Origin of the sequence: Bacillus sp. T3 (assembly GCF_033449965.1) — a bacterium.
In the GTDB taxonomy this organism is placed as follows: Bacteria; Bacillota; Bacilli; order Bacillales; family Cytobacillaceae; genus Bacillus_BU.
The window spans coordinates 3,497,878-3,517,450 of the sequence record NZ_CP137761.1 but is presented as its reverse complement, the minus strand read 5'-3'; the positions used below and the strand labels follow the sequence as shown (position 1 = coordinate 3,517,450).

Here is a 19,573-nt window from a genome sequence, read left to right as displayed (position 1 = left end):
CAACCTGTTGATTGGAACGGAAGGTGCGAGACTCCTGCGGGAGAAGGTGTCACGGGAGACCCCACAGGCGCTAAAGCGCCGAGGAGGCTCCCGGACTCCCCGCGGAAAGGGAGCACCTGGAGTGGAAATCAACAGACATAGTTAACAAAGCCTTCTTTATAAAACAAAGTTTGAGGTGCTAATTAATGAAACAGAGTATGACGCTTATTCCAACTCTCCGTGAAGTTCCTGCGGATGCCGAAATAAAGAGCCATCAATTACTGCTACGCGCAGGATTTATGCGCCAAAATGCTAGTGGAATTTACAGCTATCTTCCATTAGCAACAAAAGTGTTACAAAAAATCGAAACGATTGTCCGTGAGGAAATGAATAATGCAGGTGCCGTAGAATTATTAATGCCTGCGCTTCAACAAGCGGAATTATGGCAAGAATCTGGACGTTGGTACACTTATGGTCCAGAATTAATGCGAATGAAGGATCGTCATGAGCGTGAATTTGCATTGGGTGCAACACATGAAGAAGTTATCACAAGCCTTGTCCGTGATGAAGTCAAATCCTATAAGCGTTTACCTTTAACACTTTACCAAATTCAAACGAAGTTTCGTGACGAAAAACGACCTCGGTTTGGATTATTGCGTGGTCGTGAGTTTATTATGAAGGATGCTTATTCGTTCCATTCTTCAAGTGAAAGCCTAGATGAAGTATATAATGCGCTCTTTAAGGGATATTCGAATGTTTTCACACGCTGTGGTTTAAACTTCCGTGCTGTAATTGCTGATTCCGGTGCAATGGGAGGAAAAGATACACACGAATTCATGGTTTTATCTGAAGTTGGCGAGGATACGATTGCCTATTCCGATACATCAGATTACGCTGCCAATATTGAAATGGCGCCAGTGGTAACAACCTACGAAAAATCCAGTGAAGCTCCGATTGGCCTTGAAAAAATTAAAACAGAAAATCAACGGACAATTGATGAAGTGGCAGCTTATCTCAGTGTAAAACCAGAACAATGCATTAAATCGTTAATGTTCAAGATTGACGATAAGTACGTTCTTGTTCTTGCTCGTGGAGATCACGAAATCAATGATATTAAGCTTAAAAATCTTTTTGAAGCTAGCAGTGTTGAGCTTGCAGATGCACAAGAAACAGCAGAAATTCTTGGTTGCCCTGTAGGATCCCTGGGCCCAATTGGTGTAGAAAACGTTGAAATCGTTGCGGATCATGCTGTGGAGGCAGTTGTTAATGGCGTTTGCGGTGCAAATGAAGAGCACTACCATTTTACAAATGTGAACCCAGGTCGCGATTTTTCAGTAAGCCAGTATGCCGATCTTCGTTTCATTCAAGTGGGTGACCCTTCACCAGATGGTAACGGAAAAATCCTATTTGCCGAAGGAATTGAAGTTGGTCATGTCTTCAAACTTGGAACTCGTTACAGTGAAGCAATGAATGCCACTTATTTAGATGAGAACGGTAAAACTCAACCGATGATTATGGGTTGTTACGGTATCGGTGTTTCACGGACAATGGCAGCGGTAGCCGAACAATATAATGATGAAAAAGGCTTAGTATGGCCGGCTAATATTGCGCCATTCGATCTTCACTTAATTCCGGTTAATATGAAAGATGAAACACAAAAGTCATTAGCAGATTCGCTTTATGCTACATTAAAACAAAACCGTTTTGATGTTTTAATGGATGACCGTATTGAACGACCAGGTGTAAAGTTTGCTGATTCAGATTTAATTGGTTTGCCAATCCGTGTTACGATTGGTAAGAAAGCAAGCGAAGGCATCGTCGAGGTAAAAATCCGCAAAACAGGAGAAGTTCTTGAATTGCATACAGATGAATTAGTAGCTCGCTTAACAGAACTATTAACTAATTTATAATGATAAAGAGGATGACTCCTTGCTTTGAGTCATCCTCTTTCTTAATTAAGCATTATGTAAAAAAATCCTGCATTTTTCCGATGCACCGTTATGATATAATAGCCTTTGTTCCTTAATTACTTTCTAATAAAAAGGCTGTGTAAAAGAACGATTTATTTAATAGCACTCTGTTGATTGGAGCGGAAATCAACAGACATATTTAACAAAGCCAAAAAAAAGATAATATATAGATTTTTAGATAGATGGGAGTGAGATTTATTGAGTGATACTAAAGGGAAAAAAGAGCGACTCCAGCTTTTGCTTCAGCAGCTTGAAATGACGGAGGATGCGATTGTAAAGCACTTTGATAATGCCCAGCTACAAAAAGTCGTAGTAGAGCGTGACTTAGGTAAATATCATTTTCAGTTCTTACTAGAAAACATATTGCCGGCAACCATTTATCAATTGCTAGCTGCTAGATTACAAAGCACATTTTCGTATATCGCGAAATCATCTACTTTCTCACTGCAAGTACTGGATCCGCAATTTCACTCAGAGGCTGTTCAGGATTACTGGAAGCTATGTGTTCAAGAAATCGATGGTATGTCTCCCCGATTCAAAAGCTTCTTCATGAGCAAATGCCAAATGTCATCGGCAATAAACTGACCATAAAAGTAAACAATGAGCCTGAAGGTCAAAGTATTAAAAATAAATACACAGGACTTATTTCTTCGATTTATCAATCGTTTGGTTTTCCACAGCTGATGCTTGATACGGAGGTTTCAAAGGATACAACTCAGGTTGAAATGTTCATGAAGCAAAAGGAAAAGGAAGACCAAGAAAAAGCATTGCTTGCTTTAGTCGAGATGCAGAAAAAGGATGCAGAAAAAGATAAAGGTGGAGAGCCCGATCAAAGTGGTCCGCTTATGGTGGGTCTTACGATTAAGGATGATGCAGACTTCCGAAAGCTTGAAGATATTACAGAGGAAGAGCGACGCGTCGCCATTGAAGGATATGTATTTGCTGCTGAAACAAAGGAATTGCGTAGTGGCCGCACCTTGTTAACCTTTAAAATCACTGACTATACAAGCTCCATTATGGTCAAAATGTTCTCTCGCGATAAAGAGGATGCAAACCTTTTTGAGCGGGTAAAAAAGGGAATGTGGTTGAAGGTAAGAGGAAGTGTTCAAAATGACACATTCGTCCGTGACCTAGTCATGATTGGAAATGATCTTAACGAAATTAAGCCGATTGGCCGAAAGGATACAGCTCCAGAGGACCAAAAACGAGTCGAGCTCCATCTTCATACACCAATGAGTCAAATGGATGCTGTAACATCAGTTAGTGCACTAGTTGCCCAGGCAAAAAAGTGGGGACATAAAGCGATTGCTGTAACCGATCATGCGATTGCTCAATCGTTTCCAGAAGCCTTTGGAGCTGGAAAGAAAAATGATATTAAAATTCTATACGGTGTTGAGGCAAACTTAGTCGATGATGGTGTGCCGATTGCTTATAATGATGCTCATCGTTTACTTACGGAGGATACGTACGTCGTTTTTGACGTTGAAACGACCTGGACTTTCAGCCGTTTATGACACAATCATTGAGCTTGCCGCAGTTAAGATTACCGGTGGAGAAATCGTTGACCGATTTGAGTCTTTCGCAAACCCTCATCACCAACTGTCAGCCACTACGATTAACCTAACTGGAATCACTGACGAAATGGTCCAAAATGCGCCAGAAGTGGAAGATGTATTAAAGCGATTCTGTGATTGGACTGGGGACGCCATCCTAGTTGCTCATAATGCTTCCTTTGATATGGGCTTCCTCAATGTAGGGTATAAAAAGATTGGCTACGAAAAAGCAAAAAATCCTGTTATCGATACGCTAGAGCTTGGACGTTTTCTTTATCCAGAATTAAAGAATCATCGTTTAAATACCTTAGCAAAGAAATTTGATATCGAATTAACCCAGCATCACCGGGCAATTTACGATGCTGAAGCAACAGGCTATTTGTTATTGAAAATGCTTAAGGATGCACTGGAGAAGGGAATCCAATTCCATGATGAGTTTAACGACAACATGGGAAAGGGAAATGCTTACCAACGGGCTCGTCCATATCATTGTACACTGTTAGCGCAGACAGAAGCCGGCTGAAAGAATTTATTTAAACTCATCTCGATTTCCCATATTAACTATTTTTATCGAGTTCCAAGAATTCCACGGTCGGTTCTTCAAAAATATCGCGAAGGTATTCTCGTAGGTTCGGCCTGTAACAAAGGGGAAGTCTTTGAGGGGATGATGCAAAAATCTCCTGATGAGGTGGAGGCAGTTGCCCACTTTTATGATTATCTCGAAGTCATGCCGAAGGAAGTAAACGCACCATTAATTGAAATGGAACTAGTTCGAGATGAAAAAGCGCTTGAACAAATTATTGGCAACATCGTCGCACTTGGTGATAAGTTAGGAATTCCAGTTGTGGCAACAGGAAATGTTCATTATTTAAATGAAAACGATAAGATCTACCGCAAAATCTTGATTAACTCACAAGGTGGAGCCAATCCTTTAAATCGCCATGAGCTTCCAGATGTACACTTTCGAACAACAAATGAAATGTTGGATGCTTTTTCGTTTTTAGGAGCTGAGAAGGCGAAAGAAATTGTTGTCACGAATACGAATAAAATTGCTGATATGATCGATAACATCAAACCAATTAAGGATGATTTGTATACACCGAAGATTGAGGGTGCCGATGAGGAAATGCGGGAAATGAGTTACTCGATGGCCCGGAAAATATACGGTGACGATCTGCCGGAAATCGTTGAAGCGCGTCTTGAAAAAGAATTAAAAAGTATTATCGGGCACGGATTTGCCGTTATTTATTTGATCTCACATAAGCTCGTGAAAAAATCACTGGATGACGGATATCTTGTTGGATCACGGGGATCGGTAGGTTCGTCCTTTGTTGCGACGATGACCGAGATAACAGAAGTTAATCCTTTGCCACCACATTATGTTTGCCCAACATGCAAGCATTCTGAATTCTTTAATGATGGTTCAGTTGGTTCAGGATATGATCTACCAGACAAAGATTGTCCGCAATGTGGAGCGAAATACCGTAAGGATGGTCAGGATATCCCGTTTGAAACGTTCCTAGGCTTCAAAGGAGATAAGGTTCCCGATATAGATTTGAACTTCTCTGGGGAGTATCAGCCGCGGGCGCATAACTATACGAAGGTATTGTTTGGTGAAGAGTATGTTTACCGTGCTGGTACGATTGGTACTGTTGCTGATAAAACAGCGTTCGGTTATGTCAAAGCGTATCAGCAGGATAACAATCTGCAAATGCGCGGTGCCGAAGTTGAACGATTGGCCTCTGGCTGTACTGGTGTTAAACGAACAACAGGTCAGCACCCAGGCGGTATTATCGTAATTCCAGATTATATGGACGTGTATGATTTTACACCCATTCAATTTCCGGCAGACGATCGCAATTCTGAATGGAAAACAACTCATTTTGATTTCCATTCGATTCATGATAATGTCTTAAAACTTGATATTCTTGGACACGACGACCCAACAGTAATCCGGATGCTTCAAGACCTAAGTGGGATTGATCCGAAAACGATTCCGACCGATGATCCTGAGGTTATGAAAATCTTTAGTGGTACAGAGTCGCTTGGTGTGACAGAAGAACAAATCATGTGTAAAACGGGAACGCTGGGTATTCCTGAATTCGGGACGCGATTTGTTCGCCAAATGCTCGAGGATACAAAGCCAACAACGTTCTCTGAGCTCGTCCAAATTTCAGGTCTGTCACATGGTACTGATGTTTGGCTTGGAAATGCGCAAGAACTCATTCATCAAAAAATCTGTAACCTTAGTGAAGTAATCGGCTGTCGTGACGATATTATGGTTTATTTAATATATCAGGGCTTAGAGCCATCCTTTGCTTTTAAAATTATGGAATCAGTTCGTAAAGGGAAAGGTCTTTCAGATGAAATGGAAGAGGAAATGCGTAAAAATACTGTTCCTGAATGGTACATTGATTCTTGTAAGAAAATAAAATATATGTTCCCGAAAGCGCATGCCTCAGCGTATGTATTGATGGCCGTGCGGATTGCTTATTTCAAAGTCCATCACCCGCTTCTTTATTACGCAGCATATTTCACGGTCCGTGCAGAGGACTTTGATCTTGAATCCATGGTTCGCGGCTCTCAATCAATTCGTGCAAAAATTGACGAAATTAACAATAAAGGCTTGGAAGCTTCGACAAAAGAAAAAAACCTGTTAACGGTTATGGAGTTAGCTCTTGAAATGTGTGAACGGGGATTTAGCTTTAGCAAAATAGATTTATATCGCTCAAGTGCAAATGAATTTATTATTGATGGGAATACGCTTATTCCGCCGTTTAATGCTATTCCAGGACTTGGAACAAACGTAGCTTTAAACATAGTCAAAGCGCGTGCAGAAGGAGAATTCCTTTCAAAAGAAGATTTACAGCAACGTGGGAAAGTATCTAAGACGATTATCGAATTCCTTGATAATCACGGTTGTTTAGAAGCGATGCCAGATCAAAATCAGTTGTCATTATTTTAAAGATTATGTATAAAAATCGGACAAAATAACTTGACAAATGTTGATTTAGCAATCTTTCCATTTGCATAAAATATTTGGTTATGGTATAGTTTTAGTGGAAATACTTAAGATATACTCTCGCAAACAAGAGTGGGGCAACCCACTCTTTCGTTGTGTCAACATGTTTTTCTAAGGAAAATCTTGTATTATTTTATGCATTTCAAGTAAAGGAGGGATCATATGAGCAAAGTGGCTGAAGTAGTGGAAAGCATGGTTACCCCTATCTTAGATGAAATCGGATTAGAACTAGTAGATATTGAGTACGTAAAGGAAGGAAGAGATTATTTTCTTCGCGTATTTATTGATAAAGAGGCCGGTATAGATATTGAAGAGTGTGGGATCGTCAGTGAAAAATTAAGCGAAAAGCTCGATGAAGTTGATCCAATTCCACACAATTATTTTTTGGAAGTTTCATCACCGGGTGCCGAACGCCCTTTAAAGAAAGACAAGGATTTCGAAAAAGCAATCGGCAAAAATGTTTTCATCAAAACATATGAACCAATTGATGGAGAAAAAACCTTTGAAGGGCTATTGACCGATTTTGATGGCGAGACAGTAAAGGTAGAAGTGAAAATTAAGACACGAAAGAAAAGTATTGAGATACCTTATGCAAAAATAGCAAATGCCCGTTTAGCAGTTACATTCTAATTCGCCTAGAACCTGGGTTGTAAGAGGCTAAACCTCAATTTAGGGTATAAATGTTATAAAAAAATAATCGATATTTTTTTATTTAGATTAAAGGGGGATACGCTCAAATGAGCAGTGAATTATTAGATGCTCTAACCTTGCTTGAAAAGGAGAAAGGCATTTCTCGGGACGTTCTGATTGATGCAATCGAGGCAGCCCTTGTATCTGCCTATCGCCGGAACTTTAATCAAGCACAGAATGTTCGGATTGATTTAAACTTAGAAAATGGTTCGATGCGCGTTTTTGCCAGAAAAGAAGTAGTTGAAGAAGTTTTTGATCCACGCTTAGAAATTTCGATTGAGGATGCACAACGAATTAATCCCAATTATCAAGAAGAAGATGTCGTGGAAATGGAAGTAACTCCAAAAGACTTCGGTCGAATTGCTGCACAAACAGCAAAGCAAGTCGTGACTCAACGTGTTCGAGAGGCAGAAAGAGGAATTATTTATTCTGAATTTATCGATCGTGAAGAAGACATAATGACAGGTATTGTACAGCGACAAGATGCAAAATTTATTTATGTAAGCCTTGGTAAAATAGAAGCAATTTTACCAGCTAATGAACAAATGCCAAACGAGCGTTATAAGCCGCATGATCGGATTAAAGTATTCATTACAAAGGTTGAAAAAACAACTAAAGGACCACAAATTTTTGTATCACGTACACATCCAGGGTTGTTAAAGAGACTTTTTGAAATTGAAGTTCCAGAAATTTATGATGGAACAGTTGAAATCAAATCGGTAGCTCGTGAAGCGGGTGACCGTTCTAAAATCTCAGTTCACTCTGAAAACTCAGAGGTAGATCCTGTTGGCTCATGTGTTGGTCCAAAAGGAACACGTGTTCAAGCCATTGTAAACGAGTTGAAGGGTGAAAAAATTGACATTGTAAAATGGTCAAATGATCCAGTTGTATTCGTTGCAAATGCACTTAGTCCATCAAAGGTCTTGGATGTCATTGTTAGTGAAGCTGACAAGGCTACAACCGTTGTAGTGCCAGATTATCAGCTTTCTTTAGCCATCGGTAAGCGGGGTCAAAATGCCCGTCTTGCTGCAAAGCTAACAGGCTGGAAAATTGATATCAAATCAGAGACGGAAGCAAGAGAAAAAGGAATTTTCCCACGTGAGGAAGCGCTATTAACTTTCACGCCGGATGATGATTCTGATTTCGATTTCGCGGACGATTTAGATTAATTACGAGGTGAATGATCGTGAACAAACCTAAAAAAGTTCCGATGCGAAAATGCATTGCAACCGGTGAAATGAAACCGAAAAAAGAACTCGTTCGCATCGTTCGCACAAAGGAAGGAGAAGTATCCATCGATCTAACGGGTAAAAAATCAGGTCGTGGTGCTTACCTTTCGAAACAAAAAGAAGCGGTAATACTAGCCAAGAAAAAAAATACGTTGGCCAATCAGTTACAAGCATCGATTGAAGATGCTTTATATGATGAGTTACTAGATTTGATCGAGAAGGAGAATCGACTTTCCTAATGAACTCAACTGGGTGGATGTCATTACTTGGCTTAGCAAATCGAGCACGGAAAATAATTTCGGGTGAAGAGTTGTCCGTTAAAGAAATTCGGAGTGGAAAAGCAAAACTCGTCTTGTTATCAGCGGATGCGTCCGCTAATACAACAAAAAAAATCACTGATAAATGTAAATCCTATCATGTTCCTGTAAAATTAGTAGAAGATCGCTTTTTGCTCGGGAAGTCAATAGGGAAAGAAGCCCGCGTAGTGGTAACTGTTTTAGACGAAGGATTTGCCAAAAAGCTGCTGACGTTGCTCGATTAATTTTAGCGGGGGTGAAAGAATGAGTAAAATACGCGTTTATGAATATGCAAAAAAGCATAATGTGTCCAGCAAGGACATTATTGCTAAACTAAAAGAAATGAATATAGAGGTAACAAACCATATGGCAACAATCGAGGACGATACGGTTAAAAAGTTAGAAGGAATCTACAATACTAACAAAGACAAAAAGCAGGGACAGAATAACACAAAGCAGCAATCTGTCCAAATGGGGAATAAAAAACCTACCACTCAACAACCAGGAAATAAACCACAGCCACAAGTTGTCCCAAAATCAAAAGCAAGTGCATTTGAAGATGATGATAAGAATGTTGCACCATCAAAAGTAGTGAAGGTTCAATCTGGACCACCAAAACGAGATTCAAAGCCACAGGGCTTTCAAGCGAAAAATAAGCAAAACAACAGAGGGAAATCAAATTTCCAAAATAAAGGTAGACAACAAACTCATCAAGCTCCACCAACACCGAGAAAAGAAAGAGAACTTCCAGCTAAAATTACTTTTATTGAGTCTTTAACTGTAGCCGAGCTTGCGAAAAAGCTACACCGCGAACCTTCTGAAATCATTAAGAAGCTGTTCATGCTTGGAGTTATGGCAACGATTAATGTTGAATTGGATAAGGATTCAATCGAGTTGATTTGTACGGATTATGGTGTTGAGGTTGAAGAGGAAATCAAGATTGATACTACCGATCTTGAAGTATACTTCACCGAAGATGATGAAGCAAATCAAGTTGAGAGACCATCTGTTGTAACTATCATGGGCCACGTTGACCATGGTAAAACCACTTTACTTGACTCCATTCGTCATACAAAAGTAACAGAAGGCGAAGCTGGTGGGATTACACAACATATCGGTGCCTACCAAGTGGTTGAGAATGGTAAAAAAATCACTTTCTTAGATACCCCAGGACACGCTGCCTTCACAACGATGCGTGCTCGTGGAGCAAAAATCACGGATATTACGATCCTGGTTGTTGCTGCTGATGATGGTGTTATGCCACAAACAATTGAAGCAATAAACCATGCCAAAGCAGCAGAGGTTCCAATTATTGTAGCAGTCAATAAAATGGATAAACCTGCAGCTAATCCAGATCGCGTTATGCAGGAATTAACCGAGCATGGTCTTGTTCCTGAAGCGTGGGGTGGAGACACGATTTTCGTACAGCTTTCTGCTAAAACAGGCGAAGGTATTGATAACCTACTGGAAATGATTTTGCTTGTAGGTGAAGTAGAGGAATGGAAGGCGAACCCGAACCGTAATGCAATTGGAACAGTTATCGAAGCGCAGCTTGATAAGGGTCGTGGATCTGTCGCTACTTTATTAGTACAAAACGGGACATTAAAAATCGGGGATCCAATTGTTGTAGGTAACACATTTGGCCGCGTTCGTGCGATGGTAAATGATAAAGGTCGCCGAGTTAAAGATGCTGGACCATCAACGCCAGTTGAAATTACAGGTTTAAATGATGTTCCACAAGCAGGCGATCGCTTTGTTGTCTTTGAAGATGAGAAAACAGCACGTCAAATCGGTGAAGCACGTGCATCCGTAGCTCTTCAAGCTTCTCGCGGTGAAAAATCCCGAGTAAGCCTTGATACGTTGTTTGAGCAAATGAAGCAAGGCGAGATGAAGGATCTTAATCTAATCATCAAGTCTGACGTTCAAGGTTCCGCTGAAGCACTTGCTGCATCATTAATGAAAATTGATGTCGAAGGCGTTAATATTAAGATCATCCATTCCGCTGTTGGAGCGATCAATGAGTCAGATATTACGCTTGCTGCCGCTTCTAATGCGATTGTGATCGGCTTCAACGTTCGTCCTGATGTAAATGCAAAGCGTGCAGCAGATGAAGAAAAAGTTGATGTTCGCTTACACCGCATTATTTATAAAGTAATCGAAGAAATTGAAGCAGCGATGAAAGGAATGCTTGATCCAGAATACGCAGAAAAAGTAATCGGACAGGCGGTTGTTCGTCAAACCTTCAAAGTATCCAAAATTGGTACAATTGCTGGTTCATATGTTACGGATGGTAAGATTACAAGAGACAGTGGTGTTCGTGTCATTCGGAACGGTGTTGTCGTATTTGAAGGTCAAATCGACGCTCTAAAACGTTTCAAGGATGATGTGAAAGAAGTTGCTACGAACTATGAATGTGGTATTACCATTAAAAACTTTAACGATTTAAAAGAAGAAGATGTAATTGAAGCATATATTATGGAAGAAGTGGAACGTTAATGATAATCGGCCTTGCCAATTGTGAATGCATTATTTATGATGCCCATTCATTAAAGGAAAAGCGGGCTGTTCTTCTTCGAATTATGACAAGATTGAAGCAAAGATACAATGTATCCGTAGCTGAGGTGGATTTCCAGGATGTTTGGCAACGGACAAAGATTGCCATTGTCTCGGTGGCTTCTGCTAAGGTAGCAGTTGAAAAAGAACTGCAAAATGCATTGAAATTAATTGATTCGTTTCCGGAAATCGAACGAACCATTACTGATCTAGAGTGGCTTTGATAAAGAGGTGAATAACATGAGCCTTAGAGCAAATCGCGTTGGGGAGCAAATGAAAAAAGAGCTTGGCGACATTATCGGTAGAAAAATCAAAGATCCAAGAATTGGTTTTGTTACCGTTACAGATGTCGAGGTTTCAGGCGATCTCCAACAAGCAAAAGTATTTATTTCCGTGTTAGGTGATGAAGCACAAAGAGAGAATACTTTAAAGGGATTAGCAAAAGCGAAGGGTTTTATCCGAACCGAAATCGGCCAACGAATTCGTCTGCGCAAAACTCCTGAAATTATTTTTGAATTTGATGAATCCATTGATTACGGAAATCGTATCGAAACGTTATTGCATGAAATTCACGAAGAAGATAAACAAAAGCATCCAGACGGGGAATAGAATTCCCATCTGTCAATAAAACGGTAAGAGGCTGACTTCGTTTGAGTCAGCCTTTTTTCAAAGATAAGAAAGTATAAAAAATTTGATGGGTGTCTAGCTCCAGGCGCCATCGGCTCGAGGTCACAAGCCAATCCGTCCAAAAGGTCAAAAAACGACCTTTTAGCCGGCTCGTCTTGTGCTTGTCGCCGATAGGCGGGCGCCTTGCGCCTTTCTTTAAATATGGAGGAAATCAAAGTGGAGGGTATTTTACCGCTTTTTAAACCAAAAGGATTAACTTCACATGATTGTGTTTTTAAACTACGAAAAATCCTTAGAATAAAACGAATTGGTCATACAGGAACATTGGATCCAGAAGTGGATGGTGTATTACCGATTTGTATTGGTCGAGCAACCAAGGTTGCGGAATACATAACCAATGCCGGGAAGTCATATGAAGGGGAAGTAACCATTGGTTTTTCTACGACAACTGAGGATGCTACCGGAGAAGTGGTCGAAACGAAAAACGTTGCTTCAGAGTTTACCCGGCAAGAGATTGAAGCAGTCCTAAAGTCTCTAACAGGTGAAATTATTCAAACACCACCGATGTTTTCGGCTGTAAAGGTAAACGGCAAGCGATTGTATGAATACGCAAGACAGGGCATCGAAATTGAGCGGCCATCTAGAACGGTGACCATTTATTCACTTGATCTGCTGGATGATCGGGAAATCTTTAATGGAAATACCATTTCATTTCGTTTTCGCGTTGCTTGCAGCAAAGGAACTTATATTCGCACATTAGCGGTTATGATTGGTGAGCGTTTGGGCTTCCCGGCACATATGTCTGCGCTAACAAGAATCAAATCGGCTTCATTCTCTTTGGAGGACTGCTATACACTTTCACAAATTGAAGAAATGGTAGCAAATGGGTCATTCGATGAAGTGTTAAGACCGATTGAAGAAGCACTTTCATATTTGCCGAAACTAATAATTAATGATAAATTAGCAGAGAAAGTAAAAAATGGAGCTGTTTTGCCGATTCCAACACATTTGCAGGAGCTATCTGGTCCAATCGTCATTGAAACGGAACAAGGGTTAGCACTGGCGCTCTATCGCCCGCATACAAGTAAGATTGGTTTTATGAAGCCGGAAAAAGTGCTACGTAATGATGCTGAGATTTAGGTAAGTTTTAGAAAAGGTGAGTTCAAGCGTGAAAGTAATAAGAATAAATCATCCCCATCAGTATTTGCAATCAGAATTTCCTGAAATAGCAGTGGCATTAGGCTATTTTGATGGAGTCCATCTAGGACATCAGCTTGTGATAAAAGAAGCGATAAAAAAAGCGAATAATCATGGCTGGAAAAGTGCAGTCATGACGTTTGACCCACACCCTTCCGTTGTTTTAGGAAAAAGTGATCAACGTGTTTCTTATATCACACCATTATCGGAAAAGATTAATCTTATCGAGAACCTCGGGATAGATTACTTGTTTATTGTCCACTTTACATTGGAATTCGCAAATCTATTGCCACAGGAATTTATTGATCAATATATCATTGGATTAAATGTAAAGCATGTGGTTGCAGGCTTTGATTATGCTTATGGAAGAATGGGTAAAGGAAATATGGAGACCATTCCCTTTCATTCTAGAGGTATGTTTGATTCTACAATCATACCGAAATTTGTGTTAGACGAGGAAAAGGTAAGTACAACCCGAATTCGCGCAGAGCTTAACGCTGGAAATGTTGAAGTTCTACCAACTCTCCTCGGTAGACATTATGCAACAACGGGAACAGTTATACACGGTGAAAAAAGAGGACGCACAATCGGTTTTCCGACAGCAAACATTGACGTTGGCGAAGATTATCTACTCCCACCAACAGGTGTATACGCTGTTAGGATCAAAGTAGGCCAAACCTGGTACGGTGGAGTTTGTAATCGAGGCTATAAACCGACATTTCATCAAAATTTAAACAAAGAAACAATTGAAGTTCATATTTTCGATTTTGACGGACAAATTTACGATCAAAGTGTCACGGTTGAATGGCATCTAAGACTTCGTTCAGAGCAAAAATTTAATGGGATCGAAGAGCTAGTGACACAAATCGAGAAGGATAAACAAAATGCCCTTTCATACTTTATGTGCAAATTTTCAGCGGAGTAATGGTTAATCGTACCGACTCTAAATAAAACTTGCTTTTTGTCAAAAAACGTTGTATTCTAATAAACGTATGACGAACCATTGCTTGGCAAGTCGAGTCACCGACGCTTGCTCAGTAATTGGGGATTATTAATTAGGAGGTGAACAGGATGGCAATCACACAAGAGCGTAAAAACGAACTTATCAACGAGTTCAAAACACATGAATCTGATACTGGTTCTCCAGAGGTTCAAATCGCTGTCCTTACAGAACAGATCAACAATTTGAACGACCATTTGCGTACGCACAAGAAAGACCACCACTCACGTCGCGGTCTATTAAAAATGGTAGGTAAGCGTCGTAATCTACTAACATACCTACGTAACAAAGACGTTCAACGTTACCGTGTTTTAATTAACAAACTTGGTCTACGTCGATAGTCACAGGAAGCGGGATTTTTCCCGCTTTTTTATTATATTTTTAAGCCTCTTTATTCATAATTTCATACATAATAATACATATTTTTGTCATTATTTTAAGATAGAATACAATTGGTCATAATAATAAGAAAAGCCGTTGTCATTGGCTTCTTTATCATAATCACTGAGAAATATAAGTGTTCAACCAAAAGCTCAGTAACTTTACGTAATCGTGCGTAATTTTTTATAAAAGTAAAAGGATAGGCCTGATATAAATTCAGGTAGAGAGGGGTACAAACAGAATGGATCAAGAAAAACAAATCTTTTCCATTGATTGGGCTGGTCGCAAATTATCAGTTGAAATTGGCCAACTAGCAAAACAAGCAAATGGTGCTGCTTTAGTTCGCTATGGTGATACAGTAGTATTAAGCACGGCAACAGCATCAAAAGAACCAAAGCCATTAGATTTCTTCCCACTAACTGTGAATTATGAAGAAAGACTATATGCTGTCGGGAAAATCCCAGGCGGTTTCATCAAACGTGAAGGACGTCCAAGCGAAAAAGCGATTCTCGCTAGCCGCTTAATTGACCGTCCAATTCGTCCGTTATTTGCGGATGGGTTCCGTAATGATGTACAAGTAGTCAGCATCGTGATGAGTGTTGATCAAGATTGTTCATCAGAAATGGCTGCTATGTTTGGTTCATCATTAGCGCTATGCGTTTCTGATATTCCATTTGAAGGACCAATTGCTGGTGTTGTAGTGGGTCGAGTAGATGGAAAATTCGTTATTAACCCAACAGTTGAAGAATCAGAGAAAAGTGATATGCACCTATCTGTAGCTGGTACGAAAGACGCCATCAACATGGTCGAAGCTGGTGCAAAAGAAGTTCCTGAAGAAGTGATGCTTGAAGCAATCATGTTTGGTCATGATGAAATCAAACGTTTAATCGCTTTCCAAGAGGAAATTGTTGCTCAAATCGGAAAAGCAAAAAGAGAAATTACGTTATTTGAATTAGATAAAGATTTAGAGACGGAAATCCGTGAATTCTGCGAGGAAGAAATGATCGCAGCGATTCAAGTACAAGAAAAGCATGCTCGTGAAGAAGCCATTAAAGCAGTAAAAGATAAAGTAATGGCAAAATACGAAGAGGCAGAAGCTGAACCAGATGATCTTAAACAAGTGAAGCAAATCCTTGATAAAATTGTAAAAGGTGAAGTGCGTCGTTTAATTACGGTGGAAAAAGTACGTCCAGATGGTCGGAAACCCGATGAAATTCGCCCACTGTCATCTGAAACTGGTTTGTTACCGCGTACGCATGGTTCTGGCTTATTTACACGTGGACAAACTCAAGCACTCAGCATTTGTACATTAGGTGCACTAGGAGATGTTCAAATCCTAGATGGTCTAGGTATTGAAGAAGAAAAACGCTTTATGCACCACTATAATTTCCCTAATTTTAGCGTAGGGGAAACAGGGCCAATGCGTGGACCAGGTCGTCGTGAAATTGGGCATGGTGCATTAGGTGAACGTGCTCTTGAACCAATTATCCCAGATGAAAAGGATTTCCCATATACAGTACGTCTTGTTTCAGAGGTTTTAGAATCAAATGGTTCGACTTCACAAGCAAGTATTTGTGCAAGTACATTGGCTATGATGGATGCAGGGGTTCCGATTAAGGCGCCTGTAGCTGGGATTGCAATGGGTCTTGTTAAGTCAGGTGAACATTATACAATTTTAACTGACATTCAAGGAATGGAAGATCATTTAGGTGATATGGACTTTAAAGTAGCTGGTACAGCTAAAGGCGTAACAGCTTTACAAATGGATATTAAAATTGACGGACTTTCTCGTGAAATATTAGAAGAAGCTCTACAACAAGCAAAACTTGGTCGGATGCATATTTTAGATTCAATGCTTAAAACGATTTCTGAACCAAAATCAGAGCTTTCAAAATACGCACCAAAAATCTTTACAATGAATATTAATCCAGACAAAATCCGTGATGTCATTGGACCAAGCGGAAAACAAATCAACAAAATCATTGAAGAAACTGGCGTAAAAATTGATATCGAGCAAGATGGAACCATCTTCATTTCATCTACAAATGAAGAAATGAACCAAAAGGCTAAGAAAATTATTGAAGATATCGTTCGTGAAGTTGAAGTTGGTCAAATGTACTTAGGTAAAGTTAAGCGAATTGAAAAGTTCGGTGCATTTGTTGAGATTTTTGCTGGCAAAGATGGACTTGTCCATATTTCAGAGTTAGCTGAAGAACGTGTCGGCAAGGTGGAAGACGTTCTTTCACTCGGCGATGAAATTCTTGTGAAGGTTACAGAAATTGATAAACAAGGTCGTGTCAACCTTTCGCGTAAAGCCGTATTAAAAGAACAACGTGAACAAAAAGAGCAAGCACAATCCTAATACAAAAGCGGAAGTGCCTGAGTAGCGATTGTACACTAGTAACTGTCCGCTTTTACTTGGCGATCATTTCCTAAAACATTAAAAAAAGTCAGGGGAAACCCTGGCTTTTTCTTAATATGTAACGTGTTTATCGCATGGGCTAGTGATCTTTTAGGGTTCGATCTTATTGTCAGTGAATGCCATGACTGTTTGACGATCTATACAAATGTAAGCAACCCTTGTTCTACCTTGTCCATCCTTTTCATAATCTTTATTTGAAGGGGGCAAGGAAATGAAGAAAATTAAGTTAATTTGCATTATTGCAGTGACAGCTCTTTGTATTATCTATAATCCGATATCAGATCACTATGTCGCATATTTAAAGGCAGAATCTGTTCAAGTCGGTAAACATAGTAATCCTCTTCTTGAGGAAATAACAAGTAAACGTAAACTATATTACGTACCAGCCGTTGATGCACGGATAGACCCCGTTTGGAAAGCCACCCCTGGTTATAATGGACGTGAGGTGGACATCAAAGCATCCTATGAAAAAATGAAGGATCAAGGCCATTTTAATGAAGAAAAGCTTATCTATAAACAAATCAAACCAAAGGTCCATTTGCAAGATTTGGCTGCTTCACCAATTTATCGAGGGAATCCGGATAAACCAATGGTCGGATTTATTATCAATGTAGCATGGGGTAATGAATATTTACCAGATATGTTAGCAACATTAAAAAAGCATAATATACAAGCAAGCTTTTTCCTAGAAGGCAGATGGGTAAAGGAAAATCCAGATTTGGCTAAAATGATTTCAGAGGCCGGGCATGAAATTGGCAATCATTCATATACACATCCCGATATGAAAAATCTATCTGCAGCTGAAATAAAAAATCAATTACAGAAAACAAATGATGTCATTGAAGCGACAACAGGACGTGTTCCAACGTGGTTTGGTCCACCGAGTGGCAGCTATCGTGATGAAGTGGTTAAAATTGCAGATATTATGGGTCTAGGGACGATTATTTGGAGTGTGGATACAATCGATTGGCAAAGACCAGCGCCGGAAACGGTCATTCAGCGGGTTGAGTCAAAAATTCATCCTGGCGCATTAGTTTTAATGCACCCGACCGCCCCTACTGCTAAAGCGCTTGATCGGATGATTACCATTATTGAATCAAAAAGCTTAAAGATTGGAACAGTTTCTGAAACCTTAAGTGAGAATCGAATTAATTAGTAAATGTTAGTCAAAATACATCATTTTGGCAAAAAAATGCATAATAAGTTATACTTATTTAGCACGATAATGAATTTATTTGATCGCTTCAATAGCTTAAACGGATACTGATCTCCGAAATAAAACGGTACTATTTTTACAGTCTATAAAGGTTTTTTGATAGACGTAGTTATAACATGATCGTTCGAGAGAATGTCGCTTATGTTTTTTGAGAACTGGAGGAGTTTCTTTGATTACTAAACATACTTGTCAAAATGGAATAAGAGTGGTGCTAGAAAATATTCCTACTGTTCGTTCTGTTGCAATTGGTATTTGGATTGGAACAGGATCAAGAAATGAAACACCTGAACTTAACGGGATATCCCATTTTCTAGAGCATATGTTCTTCAAAGGGACAAAAACAAGATCAGCAAGAGAAATCGCTGAATCGTTTGATAGTATCGGTGGACAGGTAAACGCCTTTACTTCTAAAGAATATACCTGTTATTACGCCAAGGTATTGGACACTCATGCTCCATTTGCCTTAGAGGTATTAGCAGATATGTTCTTTAATTCAACCTTCGATGAAGAAGAGCTTCTGAAGGAAAAAAATGTTGTTTACGAAGAAATTAAGATGTATGAAGATACTCCTGATGACATCGTGCACGATTTATTAAGCAAAGCCGTGTATCAAAACCACCCGCTTGGATATCCAATTTTAGGGACAGAGGAAACACTTCAAACGTTTACTGGTGAAACATTGAAACAATATATGGCAGATGCCTATACTCCTGAGAATGTGGTTGTATCCATTGCCGGAAATATCTCGGATTCCTTCATTAAGGAAGTCGAGTCTTATTTTGGCGGCTATCAAGGGCAAAAATCAGTCCCAGCAGATGAAAAACCGAATTTCTTTGCGAACCAGATTTCTCGTAAAAAAGAAACGGAGCAAGCCCATTTATGTATTGGCTTCAACGGTCTTCAGGTCGGTCATGACGACATTTACCAGTTGATTGTATTAAATAATATTCTAGGTGGAAGCATGAGTAGCCGTCTGTTCCAAGAGGTAAGAGAGCAGCGCGGTTTGGCTTATTCAGTCTTTTCCTACCATTCTGCCTACCAGGACTCAGGCATCGTAACCATCTATGGTGGAACAGGTGCAAAGCAGCTGGATGTCTTGTTTGAAACGATTCAGGAAACCTTGAACAAGCTCAAACATGAGGGCATTTCGGAAAAGGAATTAAACAATAGTAAGGAACAATTAAAAGGCAGTTTAATGCTAAGTCTCGAAAGTACAAATAGCCGCATGAGCCGTAACGGTAAAAATGAATTGTTATTAAGTCGTCACCGCTCACTTGATGAAATAGTCGAGCAAATCGACCAAGTGACCAAGACTGGCGTGGACCAAATGGCCAATACCATTTTCACAGATGAATATTCCATCGCCTTAGTAAGCCCAGACGGCGAACTTCCGAAAATGAAATAAGAACACTTGTAATCGCCCTCGAACGAATTCGAG

Annotated in this window: 14 protein-coding genes and 1 pseudogene; all 15 read left to right on the top strand. The window is 39.8% G+C overall.

Features of this window, described 5'->3' with window-relative positions; translation table 11 throughout:
* The first annotated feature begins 185 nt into the window (after nt 1-185).
* Nucleotides 186-1,889, top strand: coding sequence for a proline--tRNA ligase (locus RGF10_RS17940; RefSeq protein WP_318504581.1), 1,704 nt, complete (start codon nt 186-188; stop codon nt 1,887-1,889).
* Between the two features lie 315 nt (nt 1,890-2,204).
* Nucleotides 2,205-6,467: pseudogene (locus RGF10_RS17935) on the top strand (PolC-type DNA polymerase III).
* A 219-nt stretch (nt 6,468-6,686) separates the two neighbouring features.
* Nucleotides 6,687-7,154 (top strand): ribosome maturation factor RimP, encoded by a 468-nt coding sequence (rimP, locus tag RGF10_RS17930; RefSeq protein ID WP_318504575.1) that lies wholly within the window; start codon nt 6,687-6,689, stop codon nt 7,152-7,154.
* Between the two features lie 107 nt (nt 7,155-7,261).
* Nucleotides 7,262-8,383, top strand: coding sequence for a transcription termination factor NusA (gene nusA / locus RGF10_RS17925; RefSeq protein ID WP_318504570.1), 1,122 nt, complete (start codon nt 7,262-7,264; stop codon nt 8,381-8,383).
* A 17-nt stretch (nt 8,384-8,400) separates the two neighbouring features.
* Entirely contained in the window at nt 8,401-8,682 is a 282-nt protein-coding gene (rnpM, locus tag RGF10_RS17920; protein WP_318504564.1) for an RNase P modulator RnpM, read from the top strand.
* Nucleotides 8,682-8,984, top strand: a complete 303-nt coding sequence (locus RGF10_RS17915) for a YlxQ family RNA-binding protein (protein WP_318504558.1) — start codon at nt 8,682-8,684, stop codon at nt 8,982-8,984. Before rnpM ends, RGF10_RS17915 begins: the two co-directional genes overlap by 1 nt.
* A gap of 19 nt (nt 8,985-9,003) precedes the next feature.
* Nucleotides 9,004-11,235 carry a translation initiation factor IF-2 gene (gene infB, locus RGF10_RS17910; RefSeq protein ID WP_318504552.1) on the top strand — a complete coding sequence of 744 codons (2,232 nt, stop codon included), beginning with the start codon at nt 9,004-9,006 and terminating at the stop codon, nt 11,233-11,235.
* Complete coding sequence (locus RGF10_RS17905; protein WP_318504546.1) at nt 11,235-11,516, top strand: DUF503 domain-containing protein; 282 nt, start codon at nt 11,235-11,237, stop codon at nt 11,514-11,516. The genes infB and RGF10_RS17905 overlap by 1 nt, the downstream gene beginning before the upstream one ends.
* A 16-nt stretch (nt 11,517-11,532) precedes the next feature.
* Entirely contained in the window at nt 11,533-11,901 is a 369-nt protein-coding gene (gene rbfA, locus RGF10_RS17900; protein WP_318504540.1) for a 30S ribosome-binding factor RbfA, read from the top strand.
* A 234-nt stretch (nt 11,902-12,135) separates the two neighbouring features.
* Nucleotides 12,136-13,059 carry a tRNA pseudouridine(55) synthase TruB gene (truB, locus tag RGF10_RS17895; RefSeq protein ID WP_318504535.1) on the top strand — a complete coding sequence of 308 codons (924 nt, stop codon included), beginning with the start codon at nt 12,136-12,138 and terminating at the stop codon, nt 13,057-13,059.
* Between the two features lie 28 nt (nt 13,060-13,087).
* Nucleotides 13,088-14,041 carry a bifunctional riboflavin kinase/FAD synthetase gene (ribF, locus tag RGF10_RS17890; RefSeq protein ID WP_318504530.1) on the top strand — a complete coding sequence of 318 codons (954 nt, stop codon included), beginning with the start codon at nt 13,088-13,090 and terminating at the stop codon, nt 14,039-14,041.
* Nucleotides 14,042-14,187: 146 nt separating this feature from the next.
* Complete coding sequence (rpsO, locus tag RGF10_RS17885; RefSeq protein ID WP_318504525.1) at nt 14,188-14,457, top strand: 30S ribosomal protein S15; 270 nt, start codon at nt 14,188-14,190, stop codon at nt 14,455-14,457.
* A 281-nt stretch (nt 14,458-14,738) separates the two neighbouring features.
* Nucleotides 14,739-16,859 (top strand): polyribonucleotide nucleotidyltransferase, encoded by a 2,121-nt coding sequence (gene pnp / locus RGF10_RS17880; RefSeq protein WP_318504519.1) that lies wholly within the window; start codon nt 14,739-14,741, stop codon nt 16,857-16,859.
* A 271-nt stretch (nt 16,860-17,130) separates the two neighbouring features.
* Entirely contained in the window at nt 17,131-18,075 is a 945-nt protein-coding gene (locus RGF10_RS17875) for a polysaccharide deacetylase family protein (RefSeq protein WP_318504512.1), read from the top strand.
* A gap of 229 nt (nt 18,076-18,304) precedes the next feature.
* Nucleotides 18,305-19,540, top strand: a complete 1,236-nt coding sequence (locus tag RGF10_RS17870) for a M16 family metallopeptidase (RefSeq protein ID WP_318504503.1) — start codon at nt 18,305-18,307, stop codon at nt 19,538-19,540.
* The last annotated feature ends 33 nt before the right edge of the window (nt 19,541-19,573 follow it).